The sequence below is a fragment of the Halosimplex rarum genome, from assembly GCF_047715405.1.
GTDB classification, from domain to species: Archaea; Halobacteriota; Halobacteria; order Halobacteriales; family Haloarculaceae; genus Halosimplex; species Halosimplex rarum.
Map to the genome: position 1 here is coordinate 4,322,323 of NZ_CP180412.1, position 16,721 is coordinate 4,339,043.

Below are 16,721 nucleotides of genomic sequence, written 5' to 3' on the forward strand. Positions count from 1 at the left end.
TATATTACATCAAAATCGCAGGCGATTTGTTTCGGGTATCGAAAGAGGCCGTAGATGGGTTCCGAACACGTGCGCGAGGTTCTCGGTCGAAAGCGCACTGTGGAGATACTCGACTATCTTGACGGGGCCGAGTATCGGAACTACTCCGAGATCAAAGATGCAGTAGACACATCGAGTATTACTATCTTGGACTCACTTGAGCTCTTGGCCGCCTATGGACTCGTAGAACGGACTGAGAAGAGTAAGAAAGATGTGAGATATGAATTAACGGATGCGGGCAAAGAGTTCTTACAAGCGGTGCGGACTATCGAATCGCTGCTCGAAGCGAGCGTAGATTCCGACTAGAAGTTCTCTATCCCGGCCTGGATCGGTTCTTCATCCACGTGCCGACAGAGCGCCCGGATCGTTTCTGGATCAAGTGCATCAACCTCAGAGAGATTCTCCGCGAAGTTCTCAAGATACAGTCCCTTCAGACCGATAACGATAGTCCCGTGGCGTTTTGCGTCTTCAGTCCGGGCAGGCACCGAGACGATGTTCTCGAACTGGTCGTCGACGAGGTCGCGATTGAACACGACGCCGATCCGGTCGGGTGGGACCTGCTGGATGGCCGTATCGATGTCGATGCTGGTGTAGTAGTCCTTCCCCATTGTGAAGAACACGATATCGTAGTCAGCCTGCGCGAGCACCTTCGAGAGATCGGACTTGAGGTTCAGTCGCTCGGATCGGTCCCTGATCTCACCGACGCTCATGTCACTGAACGTCACTTCGTACGGCGGCAGTTGTTCCGACTCTTCGACGAGGCCGAATCCCGCACTGATGAAGTACCGCTCTACATTGTGACCATCGGCTTTCAATCGACGAACTGCATCGGTAACGGATTCCTGCTGTCGACCAGTATAGAGATCTTTCGCCTCGATCCCACGGACGTTTTCAGAACCGAGTAGCTCCTCTCTCGAGCGGTTCTCGAGTTCGTCGACCCCGAAGATCGTCGCTCCGTCAGGCACGTACTTGGACCCGGAGCACTGGTCGATAACGAGGATATCTAATCCGTCATCTGATTCCAGCACCGGTGGATGGGGGAGGAAATCACGACCGACCGAGTAACTCTCACCGAGGTCAGCGAGTACGCTCTCCCGAAGTTGTTCCCCGTGGCGATGTGTTTGAACTTCATCGACTGCCTCCTGCAGCGAGCGTTCAGTCGCTTCGAAGAACGCGTCTGGATCATGAACGTAGAGCCGATCGTAACGGCTCAGGGATGCTTCGAGCGTGTCAGCCATCTTCCCAGGTGCAAAGGAGACAGAACTAGGTGTCTCCTCCCACCATTCGTGGATCCCGCTCGCGTCCACGACTCCGAGTTCAGCAACCGGAAGGTCGTGTGTCGCATCCCAGAACTTCGGTTTCTCGCTCTTGAGATACGCCTCTACAGTTTCGTACCCACCGAGCGATGCCGTTCCCTTCGTGACGACGAGTGTCTTCGGCAGTGATTTGGAGAACTCGTCGTAGAACCGGTCGGTATTGTGGAAGCCTCGTCGCCGATTCCGATCGTTGCCGCGGAAGAGACAGACTTCGATACCGTGTTCCTCACAGATGGGGCAGTCACACCGTTCCCAGGGTCGGTTCGCGAGCGTCTGCTGATAAGCTTCGAGTAGGTCCTCGTCACCGATCCAACTGGCGTAGTCCTGAAGGACGAACCAAATCCGTTCGAATCGATCCATCCCGGCCGGGTTCTGTGCGTCAACTTCGAGGACACTGGCCAGCCGCGGAAACCGCTGGAACGTCTCTTCTGCAGTTCGGAGGAGACTCGCGTAGTCCTCGAACGGTAACGGGTCGTCCGGTCCGTCACTACGGAGATACTTGACGATCTGATCTCTGAGATCTTCGCTGAAGTAGGCTCGCAGCTTCCGAGCCGCTGGGAAGTCTTCGCGTAGTCGCGACTCGACATCTCGAAGCCGCGTCGCGTCGAACTGCTCGTCGTGTCTGTGTTCTCGGAGGTACTCTTCGGCCGCGGTGAGCGTCTCGTCTGCGGCTTGCTCCCACTCCCGTAACGCCTCCGCTATCGGTTCTCCGTTAGCATACGCTCGAAGTGCTTCAAGTGTTTCACGCCCGCGTAGCGCTGTCTCAACCGCATCTTCGATATCCGCTCCGTGACTCGGGTATCGAACTCGGATCGCATCGTATCGCTCGTCAGCGTCTAATCGATAGTTCTGTCCACCGGTCCATGCAGAGCGGAGCATGCTGGCACTGTCGAAACTCGCCATTCCCGACCGGCCGATCGTCTCGAACGCTTCTGACTTCGCGAACCCGAAGACGTGTGTGTCCACGCGGGTTTCGTGTGTCCGTTCGTAGTGCTTCACGGCCTTGCCGACGTCTTTGACGATCTTCCGGACCTCGTGGATGGGACTTCCTGCAACCCCTCCGATACCGACGTAGTCGTATCCGAGGTCGAGAACTGCTTCCGTGGCCTGCACGTATTTCTCCGGTTTCCATCCCTGAATCGCGACCATCAGTCGGAAGGGGTAGTCGCCTTGCTCGTAGAGCTCGCGGATTTCACGGGCGTTCTGGAGGGTCAGGTCGTATCGAAACTGTTTGTCGTCCTGCCGGTAGACCGCACGCGGGTCGTCCGCAAATCGCTGGAGCACCGCTTCGACGCTTCCCTCGAAGTCTTCCGGGGTGAGGGCGCTAACGTCAGTAGCTGGTCCGGTGCAGATGGACGGTTCGTACTCGGCGACGTACGAAGGCCACTCGGCGGGCCATTCGTCGATCATCAGGTCGACTGCATCCGTTATCTCGTCCGGGATATCGGACTTCTTGAACCCATTCTGGAATGCCCGCTCGTCTAGGTAGAGCCGCCCTTTCTCTTTCCCGGATCCGAGGACGAGATGGTCGATCGTGACGCCCACAGTGACTTCGAGCGTTTCATAGAAATCGAGCATCTCGGCGTTCCCATACGGAGGGAAGGGGAACGATTTGTATCCCCAGGCGCCGCAGTCACTGATCGTCGGTAGCCAGTCCGGAATTGAGAGAATCGGATCATCGTACACGCCGTGCTCGGCGAGGCGTTTCGATTTGCGCTTGGTCGATTCGACCTGTTCACGAGAAATAAGCACGCCGTCGATGGGTGTTTCGTCTTTCTCGAAGATATCCCAGATATAATCTAGATCACGCTCTTGCCGGTGGAGTGTCGACAGTTCGTCGTGCTCGAAATCGTACCCCGCGTCCACGGCGTCGTCCCACTCGGGTACATAGAACCTCACTGTTCGTCGGTCACCATACCGGTGTATCGCGTTCTGGCTTATAGTTGTGACTCCATGGCTCGTGATAGCCAGTTCACTGTCAGTTCCAAAGGAGTGTTTATGGCGTCGGAGATCGTCCCCCCGATGACTAATGGGCGCGCTGATCGAGCCAGCCGTACTCGCGAGAGCGAAGGACTTTCTGCTCCCGTCGGACGCTGAGCGTGGATTTGCCGTCGTCGACGCCCAGTTCAAAGCAGCCACATGGGGAAACCAGTCGATTGGGGCAGATACTCGCTCACAACTCGAACCGATTAATTCACTCCAGATGGCCAGCGGCAACCCCGACGCGATACTCGCGCCCCCGAAACCAGGAACGTACCGCGGTGCCATCGAGGACACAGTCACCGCGCTTCCACTGGCTATAATCGAAGCCAAAGGGGAAACCGAGCACAATAGCCAGAAGACGACTCGCATCGCCATTACACAGGCTCACGGCCACCTGGGTGAGGCCAACCTTGGCTTCGCTGCGGTCCCCACGGGATATATCTCGGACGAAGACCGATCGCTGGCTCGGGAACTCAATATCGGATTGCTGGCTATCGATGAGGGACACGTCGACGTCGTCGAGAAATCGCGACTCGTGGGTACGGAAACCACGCCGACAGCCGAAACCGTTCGCTTTCACGCACAACTCGGCGGAACGGCCGTCGAGAGTCTGAAAAAGAACCATCCGAAGAATGCACTCGGGTACGCACTCGCGATTCAACATCCAGGAGACACAGCCGACGTGTTTACGGACTACGTGATCCAGTCCGTCGACGACGCCCGGTTAGATGCGATGGCGATCGGATTGGTGTCAAAATCGCTTGGTGGCCCCCAGCTCACGCCGGCTGGCAGAGAAGCCGTTCGGACAATTCGGTTCCATCACGGCGGACTTGAACCGGCTCTCGACTGTATCGATGCTCTCACCGGGAGCGGTCGACGGTTCATCGACGAGTGTCCTGTGATGGGGACTGTTGTCCGGCAATCTCTGCTTTCGTACCCGCCGACGCAGGTGCTGGTCAACACGCTTGACGACCTCGCTCAGGATGGAGTGACAGAACCGAGTCTGGCGACCGTTGCGAGCGCGGTCGCAGCAGAGCGGCCGAACTTCACGCTGGATCTGTTCATTAGCACGCGATCAGAATACCGCGACCGCGTGCTCAGCGACAAAGACGGGGAAGTCATCGATACCTCGGCACTCACAGAGGGAGAGGTCTACTCGACGCATACAACGTTCCAGTACAAGGCGATGCTCTACCACGCCGGAATTCTGACAGAGCGGGGGACTGGCACCAAATCGGAACTCGATCCCAAATCCGATATCTGGGCACTGGAAACGTCTATCGTGTAATCGGAATCGGTTGATCACCCGGTGTGAGCCGTCTACTTCCCGTGAAGTACCAACTGACCGCCTTCCGTTTCTGGGTCGAATTCCACGGATTCCAGTTTCACTTCGAGGGCCACCTATAAGACAAATCGCGATATTCTTGAGATATGGCCTCAGGAACATCTATTGGGGAACACGAATCAAGCGCGCCGCTTGAAGCCAACGAGCGTGAGCTGCGGATTGGTGAGGACAAGCCGATCCGAATCAGTTCCGGGCACCGGATTCTCCACCACGATGGAAAGTGCAGTCGACCCCACGGGCACAACTACGAGATCTCTGTCAGCGTCGTCGGTGAGCTCACGGAAGAGGGATGGATCGTCGACAAAGGAGATATTACCTCAGTAATATCTGAGTGGGATCATCGATTCCTTCTCGAGAAGGGGGATCCCCTCATCGAAGCGTTCGAAGAGAGCGGTGACGGCGACGCAGTCGTCGTGTTCGATCATCCGCCCACAGCGGAAGTGATGGCTGTCCTCCTCGAACAGCGATTACTCGACGAGTTCCCCGACACTGTGTCGGACGTCTCTGTCTGTGTTCGAGAGACGAGTGAACTCTGTGCCGCTCCCTAATTTATGCCGGTCAACGCAAACGCGCAGGTGGACGGCAACGATGCCGAGGGAGACCTCCCGATCAATGAGTTGTTTTATTCGATACAGGGTGAGGGCGAACTCGCTGGCATTCCTTCCGTCTTCGTCCGAACCAGCGGCTGCAATCTCCGCTGCTGGTTCTGCGATTCGTATCACACCTCGTGGGAGCCGACGCACGCCTGGATGGATATCGATGGAATTCTCGACGAAGTCACGTCCCACAACCAGTGCGACCACGTCGTCGTGACCGGCGGTGAACCAATGATCCACGATGAGATCACCGACCTTCTGGATTCACTTTCGGCCGCAGGCTATCACACGACGATCGAAACGAACGGAACGATCTATCGCGATGCGGAAATCGATCTGGCGAGCATCAGCCCGAAACTCGCCAGTAGCACGCCCACTGCAGACAGAGATCCGAAAGGCGACGGTGAATGGGAAGCTGAACACGAGCAACGCCGCCTCGACCTCGATGCGCTCGCCGATCTAGTCGAAGCGTACTCATTTCAGTTGAAGTTCGTCGTCACCGGCGACGACGACGTCGAAGAGATTCAGACGCTACTAGACGAACTCCGTCCAGTAACGAATGCGACTGTTCGAAACGAGGACGTGCTGTTGATGCCGGAAGGAGCGACACGGGACCGGCTCAACGAGACTCGCGAAGTGACCGCTGAACTGGCGATGGAACACGGCTACCGCTACACACCTCGGCTTCACGTTGACCTCTGGAACGATGCACCCGGGACCTAACGATGACTAACGACGTTCAAACAGACGCAGGTGACCATGTCGACAGTATTGAGGCAGAGGAACAGCCGATAGACTACTCGAAAGCACAGGAAGGAGCCCGGTTGCTCCTTGAGGCGGTCGGTGAGAACCCGGACGAGGGCAGTCTACAGGATACCTGGGAACGGCGCGTCCCCGAAACGTTCGAAACGCTAACCGAAGGGACGCGTGCTGAAGCGAAACCGACGCTCCGGACCTTCGACGCCACGAGCGATGATCTGGTCATCAAGACGGGAATCCCGATGTATAGTCTATGTGAGCACCACCTCCTACCCTACCACGGTACGGCTCACGTCGCCTATCGACCGGACGAGGAGGTCGTCGGACTGTCGAAACTGCCTCGCTACGTCCGCTGGCAGTCGCGCCGACTCACCATGCAAGAGGAACTCACCACGGATATCGCCCACGGGCTAGCGGACGAACTCGGAGCCGACGCAGTGATCGTTGAGATTACTGCGACCCACCTGTGTGAAGCGATGCGCGGTGTCGAGACAGCGACGGAAACGACGACTAGGACGACGGTCGGGGAACTGACCGATAGCGAACGCGAGCGATTCATCGAGCAAACGCGAACTCATGACTGACAACTCACGTGCTGTCGTGCTCGCATCGGGCGGGATGGACAGCGCAACGGCTGCGGCAGTCGCACAAGACGACGGACAGGACCTCTACATGCTCCACACGTCGTACGGGCAGCGTACCGAATCGAAGGAGCTAGAGTGCGCACAGGCGCAGGCGAAACACTACGACGCGGTGGACTTCCTTCACCTGACGACGGACCACCTCTCGAAGATCGGCGCGTCGAGTCTCACCGACGACGAGATAGATGTTGCGGACGCCGACCTCGACAGCGACGAGGTTCCGAGTTCCTACGTCCCGTTCCGGAATTCGAATCTCCTGTCGATGGCTATATCATACGCCGAAGCCAATGACTGTGGAGCGGTGTATATCGGTGCCCATTCAGAGGACTTCTCTGGGTATCCGGACTGCCGACCTGCGTTCTTCGAGGCCTTTCAAGAAATCGTCAACGTTGGAACGAAGGATGAGACCTCAATTAGCATCGAGGCCCCATTCGTCGAGTGGTCGAAGACCGACATCGCACGGCACGGACTGGAACTAAACGTTCCATATGGGTTGACCTGGAGCTGCTATCGTGATGAGGAACCAGCCTGCGGGACCTGTGACGCGTGTGCGTTCCGATTGAAAGCGTTTCAGGAGGTCGGTGAGCGCGACCCGATCGAATACGCTGAGCGGCCGGACTACGTTTAATCGGCTACGATTCTACGAATTTGTGGATGGTTCGATGAGTACGCAAGAACTTCAAGAGAGGCCGGAGCCGTTCTTCGCCGGGAATGCCTGCTTCCTATAGCCAAATCTGCCTAAATCGACTGCACATGGACACGTGGCCGATCGAGGATTGTACGTGGCGAATTAGTCCTCAAGCGAGTACTCCGGCCGAGCCGGGCAACTCCAGCGAATGTCACACTCCGCGCAGGTCCCGTCGGAGGGACGCTCTGCTTCTGTGATGTCGAACCAGTTCTTATTCTCGCGATCCTTCAGAATATCGCTAACCGTTCGCTCGAAGTCTCCCAGCGAGTCTTGTACGGTATCGTCGTCGAACGTCAACTCAAACCGGGCATGGTCACGGTCTTCTTCACCGAGGAAGTAGATTACACCCCGGTCCGGGTAGGAGCCACGGCGATATCGATACAGTTCGGCGTAGGTTTTCAGTTGGGCCCGGTAGTCGTCGAGTTCTCGTCCCTCGCTCGGGCGCTGGCCAGCCTTGTAGTCCCAGATCTCCCGCCCCTCGTCGTCACCGACGAGCACGTCCACAACGCCTTCGAGGACAAAGTCCTCTCTGTTGCTTTGGAGACGATGTTCAGTGTCCTCGACCCGCGGGTAGAGGTCGGCACCTTCTCGGAGATTGAATCGCGTGATGTATTCGAGCGCAGCCCGCTCCGCTTCCTCGCTCATCGGGTAGATGTTGCGAGCCTTGAGTGCTTCCGCGACTTCTCGGAAGTACCGCTCGATATCGCCTTCTGTCGGCATGTCTCCCTCGCTGGTTCCGTCGAGTTCCCCGGCGTGATGTCTGTGCGCCCGGTCCAGTGTTTCGTGGACGACTCGCCCGAAAAACAGTTGCGTGACGTGGTTCGGGGCGAAGTCCATGTCGGTGTAGTAGCCATACTGACGTTTGCATCTGCGATAGGCCAGTACGTCGCCAGTGATGCTGAACCGTCGTTTGAGTTCGACGTCTCGGTGCTCGCCGACCGTCCCATCGACCTCGAACGCCGACGCGTCATCGATGCGTCGCGATCCCTCGAACCAGTCGACCGGGAGGGGGTCGCCGTCTCGATATCCGAGCGCGAGGTCTGTTGGCGCGTCCTCGCGGTCGAGCAAGAATAGGTCCTCTTCCGCGCGGGAGTACGCGACGTAGAACCGTCGGATCTCGTCACGGATCGACCGCTCGGTCTCGTCACCCAGCGGAGAGATGTCGGCATACGGGGCCAATTCTTCCTCTATCCAGTAGGTGCCACCGAACGTCCACGGTTCGCTATCGAGGTCGCTCGTGAAGACGACCGGAAACTCTAGACCTTTCGCCTGGTGGACCGTCATCACCTGAACGAACCCCTCGGGGATCTGGTCGTGTGGGTCCTCAGGCTCGTCGAAGTCCGTCGCGTCGAGATATCCACAGAACAAGTAGTAGAAGTCGGTGAGAAAATTCGTCGAAACCGAGTCGGCCCACGACGAGGGCGAGAGCGTCGACCGGCCTGTGACGCTGACGAATGAGTCGAACAGTTTCGAGAGGCGGCCGAGTCGCTTCCCACGAGCAGGTTCTGCTTGGCTCTCGATCCAGGTAAGGAACGGATCGAACGAGAGAATTCGATAGAACAGATCTAACAGATTTAGACCGAGCGAGTCACCCTCGTCTGCTTCGGTTATTTCCCGACCGATCTGGTCGACATACCGGTCTAGCGCTGTCGCATCGTATTCGTCGACGTACGCGTCGAACCCGTCGTACCAGTCCTCGATCTGAGTCCGGACACCGCCCTGGATAGAGCGTTTTTCGAGCGCATCCAGGTCCGGGTCGATGCACCGAATGATGGCTCCGAGTGCGAACTGGATCTCGGGGTGGTCGAGAAACGCCTTGTTACGCGGATTGTGGACCGGAATATCCCGCTCGCGAAGCGCTTCGACGAACGGGCCTGTCCAGTTGCTGTTCTCTTTCGTACTCTTGAAGAGAAACGCCACCTGACTGTAGTCGTCGATATATCCGGTATCATAGAGTTTCTCTACGAGCTCAGCGGCGACAGCGGCTGATTCGCCGTCGCTATTGCCTTCTAGTATCGCCCGAACACTTTCTATCCCGTCTGTGGATTCCCGAGCGACCTCCATCGACTCCTTGTCCGGTGCTCGAGCGCCCGCTGCCTGCATTTGTGGATGCTCACCGACGTAACGGTTGCACCACGACATGATGTCGGCCGTTGATCGATAGTTCCGCTTGAGCTGGATGGTTTCGACCGCTGTATCGAAGCGATCCCGGATGCGATCTGGAAACTGGATGAGACACTCGACGGTGCCGCCGCGGAACCGGTAGAGCGCCTGATCGTCGTCACCGACGACGGTGACGTTCGGTTCCTCCATTTCCTCCAGAAGCTGGAAATACAACGCCTGCTGAAGTGGATTGGTGTCCTGATACTCGTCGACGAGAACGTGCTGCAGTGGAGGTCGGTCGCGGTCAGCGTCCCCATGAACGAATCGTTGACCCGTGTCGTGGTCGAGAAATTCGATGAATCGTTCTAGGAGGCGCGAAAAGTCACACCGCTGGTTCTCTCGAAGCGTTTCACGGTACTTTTCGAGTCCTTCCGCACAGATGCGCCACGCGCGTTCGTCGTGGTCTTTTAGTCGCTCAGTCGGCGCTCGGTACTGCGAGATCCGGTCGAACAGTTTCGCCGCCCCACTCGTCGACTGCCACTTGTTCGGTCCATACTGCCTGCTCACCTTCCAGCCGAATATCTCGTCGAAGAACGTCCAGTCGTCGCTCGTCTCGACACCCTCGTCGGGGAGTGTCGCCCACTCGTCAGTGTCGAGTTCGCTCCCCCGTAAATAATCCACGAATGTACAGTTGTCGCACATGAACAACTGCTGACCGTCTTCGTTCAGCAACTCGACGTTAGCGTAGTCGGGGTACCGGTACTCTTGCATCACGTCGTTGCAGAGAGAGTGTAGTGTCCCGATCCGGAGTTCGTTCGCGTCGATCACGTCCCCGAATCCGAGCGTCTCGAGTCGGTCGATGATACGTTCTTCGAGGCTCTGGGCCGCCTTTTCGGTGAAGGTCGTCAGGAAGATGCTTCCAGGCGGAACTTCGTCGACCAGTAGCAGTCTGAGAGTTCGCGAAACCAGAACCTCCGTTTTCCCACTCCCGGGACCTGCTGCCAGTTGAAGCGGTCCACCGCTGTCGCGAATCGCTCTGCGTTGGGCGTCGTTGAACGACCACCTGGGGTCGTCGAAGCGTTCTCGATTTGCCGCTTCGAGCAGCTCGAAAAACGTGGACTCGTTAAGTGGGATATCCGACATTGATATGTTCGATTGGGTGGCCGTCTGACCGGTAGTCTGATGATCCCGGTGCTACCACGACGGTCCTATGCGTACCAGTTAGACCGCCCTATATAAATTGATAAGACCGATCTGTCTCTTCGAGGGCTGATTCTCTGGATTTGGCCGAGGATGAATCTGCTACGACAAATAGCTATAAGTTTGTCGAGTCCCGTCTTGTGAACGCGAGAAGTTTACCAACGACCCATCCGGGTCTGTGGCAACCGATCAGAAACTAGACTTCCTTCCACAGGGGTCACATTCAAGAAAACGACACTCCGCTCGGAAATTCGGTTCTGCCGGTGACCACGACCGGCGTCGAAAGGCGCTGTGTCGGGGTTGGAGCACCAGCAGGAATATCGCTATCCACGCTTTCGAGGGCGCAGTAGCAACTGGTTCAGTCGTCGTTCCGAGCGGAATTCCGGTTCTCGATTTCCTCGTTACGAACAGCGACAGTACCGCTCACGATCGCTGTCTCTCTTTCCAATGACTCAGCGAGCCTCCCAGACTCTGCAAACTGACGGTACCACTGGAGTATCGCCGGAAGCAACTACAGGAGTAGTAGATGCTTGCCCCGAATGCGAGAGCACAGATATCGCCACGGTCTCTGACGATCTCCATTGCCGTGACTGTGGATTCGTTATCGACGAGAGGTCGGTTGATCAGTCACTCCCCAGTTGGACTGATTCCGCACGGCGACACTACGGGCCAACTTCGAGCACACAGCATCTACAGGTAGGGACCTGTGTCGGCATCGAGACAACCGATCTTCGGACAGATCGCCTGCGTAGATACAACCGTCGGCTACGGCCAGCAGATCGGACGCTCCACAGGGGACTACGAGATCTGCGTGGTGTCTGTGAGGAACTCGAGATTGCCAAAACTACCCGCGAACGAGCAGCGCACCTGTTTCGGCAATCTGTTTCGAGGGGCTTACTGCATGGGCGGACCATCGAGGCGTTTACAGCAGCAGCCGTTTTCCTGGCTGTTCGGGAAGCAGGGCGGCCGATGACGTACGACTGGATCGAAAGCGTCTCACTTGCGGACACGAACGAAATCTCTGGAGCCTACAGGCTTATTGCCCGAGAACTGGGTCTACAGATTCTGCCTCCTGAGCCGAACGATTTCATCCCAGTTCTCGCCTCAGCGGTCGACGCTTCGCGAGATGTGGAACGAGTCGCCGAGAATATCGTCGCAAGATCCGGTGAAATGGGCATCTCTGTCGGCAAGCATCCAGCCGGGTTCGCTGCTGCTGCCCTGTATGCAGCGAGCATACAGACCGATATCGAAGCTGATCAACAGACGTTCGCTGATGCAGCGGAAGTGAGCACTGTCACAATCTCTCGTCAGTGGAATACTATTCAGGATAAACTCGAACTCGATAAGCTCGTAGCCGAATAGGAGGGGTTATTTTCACCAGTCAAATGGTAGTTCGTCTTCGTGACTCTCCAGTAGTTGGAGCAGTGGCCTGATTTCGTCGAATCTCTTCCCCTTCGAAAGTTCGTAACTGTCTCTATCCCACTGGATATACCCATAGTCAGCCAACTTCGGCAGGTGAACGTGTGTCATATTGACGAGGTGTGTCTGAGCATCAACATCCCTCTCAAAGTCAGTAATATCGACTGATGTAGTATCTTGTGGGGTGCACTCTAGCAGCGCAAACAACAGCCTACGTCGCTGAACGTTACGCAACGCTTCAAACATGTGGTCGAGCGCAGCTGTTTCTACCATCTCACTGGTTACAGTAATTCGGTGTCTTATAAACTGATACTCGAATGATTGTTGAGTATGATTAATCGAGTACTTAGATTAAAAATGATGAGTTAAATTAGGATGTATTCAAACTGGTTCGCACAGAGTTACGCTTTTGTGATGGGACTCAAAAGGTCAGCCCGATACGGGATTAATTCCAGCCGATTTCTGGAGACAGTCTGCCCACCGTTGTGTCAAGAAAGTAAGCGAAACGCCGGCGTGAAAAAGGGGACGCGAGAAGAGGTCGCTGGTATCTGCCGGTCAAGCAAGCCAGACGAGACTCTCCAGTCACCTGATGCATCAGCCACACCTTCAGAGAGAAATAAACGGCACTGAAGAGTAACCGGACAATGTGGAGTCCGAGGGGTTCTCTTTTGACGTCATCTCTGTAGAACTAAACCGAGTGACGGCGTGAGAATCCCACCAATGCTTATACTGGTATACCTGTAGTGTAGTGGTATCGTGGTGACTGCCTGTGTCTGAAGGGAGTGATCCGAGTGAGGATCACTGGGAGGTCTTCGACGAGGCCCTCGCAACTGCACGTGAGCAGCTAGAAGCAGCACGGACCTCCTATCGACAACTCGGAGAACTACACGCGACGCCCGCGGAGTCGTATGCATCTGCTCTCGCGGATTTGGAACAGCTAATCGACGAAACTGACGGTGTACTCGACGTGACACCGGAAGATGCAGCGGACGCGACGGCGACTGCCGATCGTGTGACTCTCGTTTCGAGGACCCTCGATGCGATGTTGGCGCACCAGACTGACCTCCTCGAAAGTGAACTCGAAATTTATGCAACGTGGCTGCATTCGCTCAAGGAGACGCCAGTAGCCACCATGGATCTCTCCGACGAACTCGACGCACTCCAGGCGTTTGTCGAAAACGAAAACTACGGCCCCCTCCGCACCGGTGACCACTTCACCCTCTCACAGTTCCGAGCGGATTTGCAGGTGGTCGATTCATTTGCCAGAGAGGAACTTTCGGTCTCAGAGTACGTCGAGTACTGCTTGACCTGCATCGACTCACATCAGAGTGCGTTTACCGAGGACCTCAGAACACTCGTTCAAGAGGACGTCTCGTACAGTATCAAGTCCGACCGGAAACCGATCAACGACCTTACTCAGACCGTTCGCGATCGGCGTAAAGAGGACGGACTCGGAACGATCGACTGTGAAAGCGCTCGGATCGCGCTCGAGGGGACGATGATGCTTCGATACCAGACCGCTCTCGCTTTAGCTGCCCACAATCATCGAAGTCGTCTGAGTTCGATTCTGGATTCGGTGGATGATGCGAGCCACTCGAAAGAGGACCTCACAGATACCGTCTCCATCGACGACTTAGAACAGAGCGTTACTGGAGCCGTCGTCGAACACTCCTCGGTTTCCGTCGAAGAACGGGTGTTCGATCTTCTCCGAGAGCACGACGGGAGCCTCTTACGTGCACTGTCAGCAAGCGATCTCGATCCGGACGAGTTCTTTGCGACGGTCCAAACTGGACTGGAGGACGGGCCGATCAACGATCTGGAGGCACACTTCGAATGAGTGAATCACGATCTCCGAATCCACCCAACGAGACTGCTATCGACGAAGTCTGGAGCGAACTGACTTCCGACGAACACTCGGCCCTGTTTCGAGACCTCAAGGCGACGACGCTTCGTCGAATAGACGAGCACTGTAAGCGTCAGATCAACGCTGGCGAGTACGACAGCGCGGCAAAACTATCGGAGATCTACAGTTGGTTCGCGGACGAACACCTCACCGAGGGGTCCCCGCTAGTTCAGCAGATCTTTCGCTCTGATACCGTCCAGCGGCACGATGTCGAATACGGGACCGACACGCTGGGACGAATCGTTTTCGACCGAGTAATCGAGACGCTAGAAGGTGACGACGAGCTCCTGTACGTCTACGATCGACAGCGAGTACGAAGTCGAGTCGCAGAGATGGCGCGATACTTCGCTCTGATTCGCCAGCGAATCAACGAGGACACCGATTTCGAGTTCGCGCCAAACCTCGTGAAGATGGTCAAACTGGCCATCGTCGACCGTGAACAGCCTATTTTTGAGGGGGATGAAGCGTTCTCCTTCGCGAGTACACTCCGGGCAGTCAACAAAGAACTCGTCGGGGACGTTTCGCCGACGACAGAACTCGAAGAGACGGTCGGCACTGACTGGAAGCGGATCGTTCGTGAGACTGTTCGTGTGTTCAAAGAATTCCTGGAAGATGGACTTGCAGCGGAGTTCGATTCACTGGCCGCCTTTCAGAAGCGCGCGCTCGTGAAACTCTACACGCAGTCGGTGACCGATCAGAACCTCGACACAGAGCTCGCACACGTCATTACAGCGAGCACGGGGGGTGGGAAGACAGAAGCGTTCCTCTTTCCGATCCTGATGTACTGCCACACTGCCTGGTCTGCCGGGATCGACGGTACAAAGGCGATCTTGACGTACCCTCGTCGCGATCTCTGTGATAACCAGTTCGAACGAGTGTTCGAGTACGCACACACTATCAACAAACTTCTCGACCGGGAAACGGCCGCGTTCGAGGACGCTCCTATCTCGATCAGTATCCAGCACGGTAACCGGACACAGATCGAAGTCGATTGCCCGGAGTGCGACGGCACTTTGACACCCCCGGAACGGTCCGGTGGAAACGGGCACAAAGACGGCGCACTGTCGTGCTCTCGTCACGACGATCATCGGTTCGACTGGGCGACGACTGACCGCAGGGCCTCGGCAGACATCGTCATCATGACCCAGAACTCGCTCCATCTCCGACTGATGGACGGGCACGGACGGGCGGCATTTTGGGAGCAGACGTATCCCCCGAAATTCCTCGCACTGGACGAAGTCCACGTATACACAGAGCAAGCGGGGATGCACGTCTCGAACGTATCCCGCAGATTCAAGCGAACAGTCCGTGAGCAGTCGCCGGGACAGGCCCCGACACTTGTCGCGTCAAGCGCGACGATCCACAACGCGGAGGAGTTCACGGAACGCATCTTCGGCGCCGACGATGCGAACCGGATCCATCCCCGCGATGATGAGACGGATACGGTCGGATCCGAGTATATCCTGTTCGTCAAAGCGACCGAACCACGAGAGGTGGCGATCCCGATCGGGGACTCTGTCTTCCAACCACAGGACGAATGGGACGACCTCGAACGGACGACTGCTTCGAATCTCTCGTGTATGATTCAGGTCGCGTTCGGGTTTTGGCACACCGCACGGAAGGAACGCGGTGGGACACGCGGGACACAGTCGGATAAGGACAAGATTCTCGGCTTCGTCGACTCTATCGACTCCGTCAGCCGCCTCGGTAGCTTCGTAGAGGACGCCGAACAGGAGCGGGAACTGTTCCAACTCAGGCAACCGGACGCGTTCCTCCACGGTGAAGGGAAAAACCCTGACTGTCCCTCAGAGCGATTCCGGAACGGCGTCGACGACCAGTACGACGAGTCGGCAGTCTGCGAGTCACTGCCGCCGAACAAGTATCTCAACGAGTGTTCCGTCTACGAGGCCGGCGAATGCTGGTGGACGATGGACCAGAACTTCGAGCTGCGGCCGATGCAGATGGCCGTTCAGAAAAGCGGGCGTCGACAGCGTCCCAACGAACCGGTCGATCCGGGGACCGACTGGGACCAGCTAATCGCAACGAGCACACTCGAAGTCGGCTTCGACAACGACAGTATCATCGGGACGTTCCAGTATCGTGCACCGATGAGCGTCCCGAGCTTTCTGCAACGCAAGGGACGTGGTGGACGAGACGCAGAGGATCGCCCAGTGACAGTCGTCGTCCTCGGTTCGACATCGACGGACTCCTACTACTTCCACCATTCAGACTATCTCAGCGACCCTCGTGAGGAACACCTCGAAATCCCGCTCGACGAGGAGAACCAGTTTGTGCGAGCGGAACACATGATCGCCGCTGTCTTCGACTATTTCAACGTTCGTACCGGCGTCGACGCTCAGCGGATCTACCAGGGTTCGTATGGCGAATACGGTCCGGACATCGACGAGTTAGAGTCGCAACTGGACTCCCAACAGAGCGACCTCCACAACTGGTTGCGACAGACGTTCGACGTGGACGAACCTGAGGTCGAACGTGCGCTGTCGGCACTGGACGACTACGTCGATTCGCTCCAGCAACCCGTCGCTCCTGGTGTCGACGAGACACCGTACTGGAGACTGTTCCAGGAAGCCGTGGAGGAAGCGGGATCGTCCGGGTCGTACCGGCCGTTGGACGAACTTGCATCTCAGTTTGGAGGGGAACGATAGTGTCGGACGATCTGTCTGACGAGGAACGCCTCGGTCGCCTCGAGGGGATCCAGCAACACCTCA

The 16,721-nt window shown here is 56.8% G+C and carries 12 protein-coding genes; 9 read left to right on the forward strand and 3 right to left on the reverse strand.

Annotated elements, in window-relative coordinates:
* The first annotated feature begins 54 nt into the window (after positions 1–54).
* Entirely contained in the window at positions 55–345 is a 291-nt protein-coding gene (locus ACMGFH_RS20625) for a winged helix-turn-helix transcriptional regulator (RefSeq protein WP_415380487.1), read from the forward strand.
* Here ACMGFH_RS20625 and ACMGFH_RS20630 read toward each other — a convergent pair.
* Positions 342–3,254 (reverse strand): DUF6884 domain-containing protein, encoded by a 2,913-nt coding sequence (locus tag ACMGFH_RS20630; protein WP_415380488.1) that lies wholly within the window; start codon positions 3,252–3,254, stop codon positions 342–344. The two genes, ACMGFH_RS20625 and ACMGFH_RS20630, sit on opposite strands and share 4 nt — an antisense overlap.
* Before the next feature lie 130 nt (positions 3,255–3,384).
* Between ACMGFH_RS20630 and ACMGFH_RS20635 the strand changes: the two genes are divergently transcribed.
* From ACMGFH_RS20635 to queC, 5 genes are all read left to right on the forward strand, one after another.
* Complete coding sequence (locus tag ACMGFH_RS20635) at positions 3,385–4,626, forward strand: hypothetical protein (protein ID WP_415380489.1); 1,242 nt, start codon at positions 3,385–3,387, stop codon at positions 4,624–4,626.
* A gap of 143 nt (positions 4,627–4,769) precedes the next feature.
* Positions 4,770–5,231, forward strand: coding sequence for a 6-pyruvoyl trahydropterin synthase family protein (locus ACMGFH_RS20640; protein WP_415380490.1), 462 nt, complete (start codon positions 4,770–4,772; stop codon positions 5,229–5,231).
* Between the two features lie 3 nt (positions 5,232–5,234).
* Positions 5,235–6,002, forward strand: a complete 768-nt coding sequence (locus tag ACMGFH_RS20645; RefSeq protein ID WP_415380491.1) for a 7-carboxy-7-deazaguanine synthase QueE — start codon at positions 5,235–5,237, stop codon at positions 6,000–6,002.
* A 2-nt stretch (positions 6,003–6,004) separates the two neighbouring features.
* Positions 6,005–6,622, forward strand: a complete 618-nt coding sequence (folE, locus tag ACMGFH_RS20650) for a GTP cyclohydrolase I (protein ID WP_415380492.1) — start codon at positions 6,005–6,007, stop codon at positions 6,620–6,622.
* A complete protein-coding gene (queC, locus tag ACMGFH_RS20655) occupies positions 6,615–7,307 on the forward strand; it encodes a 7-cyano-7-deazaguanine synthase QueC (protein WP_415380493.1) in 693 nt (230 codons plus the stop codon). Before folE ends, queC begins: the two co-directional genes overlap by 8 nt.
* A 162-nt stretch (positions 7,308–7,469) precedes the next feature.
* Here the strand turns inward: queC and ACMGFH_RS20660 are convergent, their stop codons facing one another.
* Entirely contained in the window at positions 7,470–10,613 is a 3,144-nt protein-coding gene (locus ACMGFH_RS20660; protein WP_415380494.1) for an ATP-dependent DNA helicase, read from the reverse strand.
* 504 nt (positions 10,614–11,117) lie between these two features.
* Between ACMGFH_RS20660 and ACMGFH_RS20665 the strand changes: the two genes are divergently transcribed.
* The gene (locus ACMGFH_RS20665; protein ID WP_415380495.1) at positions 11,118–12,032 is read left to right on the forward strand and encodes a transcription initiation factor IIB; all 915 of its coding nucleotides are present in this window, start codon (positions 11,118–11,120) and stop codon (positions 12,030–12,032) included.
* Positions 12,033–12,044: 12 nt separating this feature from the next.
* Here ACMGFH_RS20665 and ACMGFH_RS20670 read toward each other — a convergent pair whose 3' ends face one another.
* Complete coding sequence (locus ACMGFH_RS20670; protein WP_415380496.1) at positions 12,045–12,362, reverse strand: transcriptional regulator; 318 nt, start codon at positions 12,360–12,362, stop codon at positions 12,045–12,047.
* A 496-nt stretch (positions 12,363–12,858) separates the two neighbouring features.
* Between ACMGFH_RS20670 and ACMGFH_RS20675 the strand changes: the two genes are divergently transcribed.
* Both ACMGFH_RS20675 and ACMGFH_RS20680 read left to right on the forward strand, forming a co-directional pair.
* On the forward strand, positions 12,859–13,926 hold the full coding sequence (locus tag ACMGFH_RS20675; RefSeq protein ID WP_415380497.1) for a hypothetical protein: 1,068 nt from the start codon (positions 12,859–12,861) through the stop codon (positions 13,924–13,926).
* Positions 13,923–16,658 (forward strand): DEAD/DEAH box helicase, encoded by a 2,736-nt coding sequence (locus tag ACMGFH_RS20680; RefSeq protein WP_415380498.1) that lies wholly within the window; start codon positions 13,923–13,925, stop codon positions 16,656–16,658. The genes ACMGFH_RS20675 and ACMGFH_RS20680 overlap by 4 nt, the downstream gene beginning before the upstream one ends.
* The last annotated feature ends 63 nt before the right edge of the window (positions 16,659–16,721 follow it).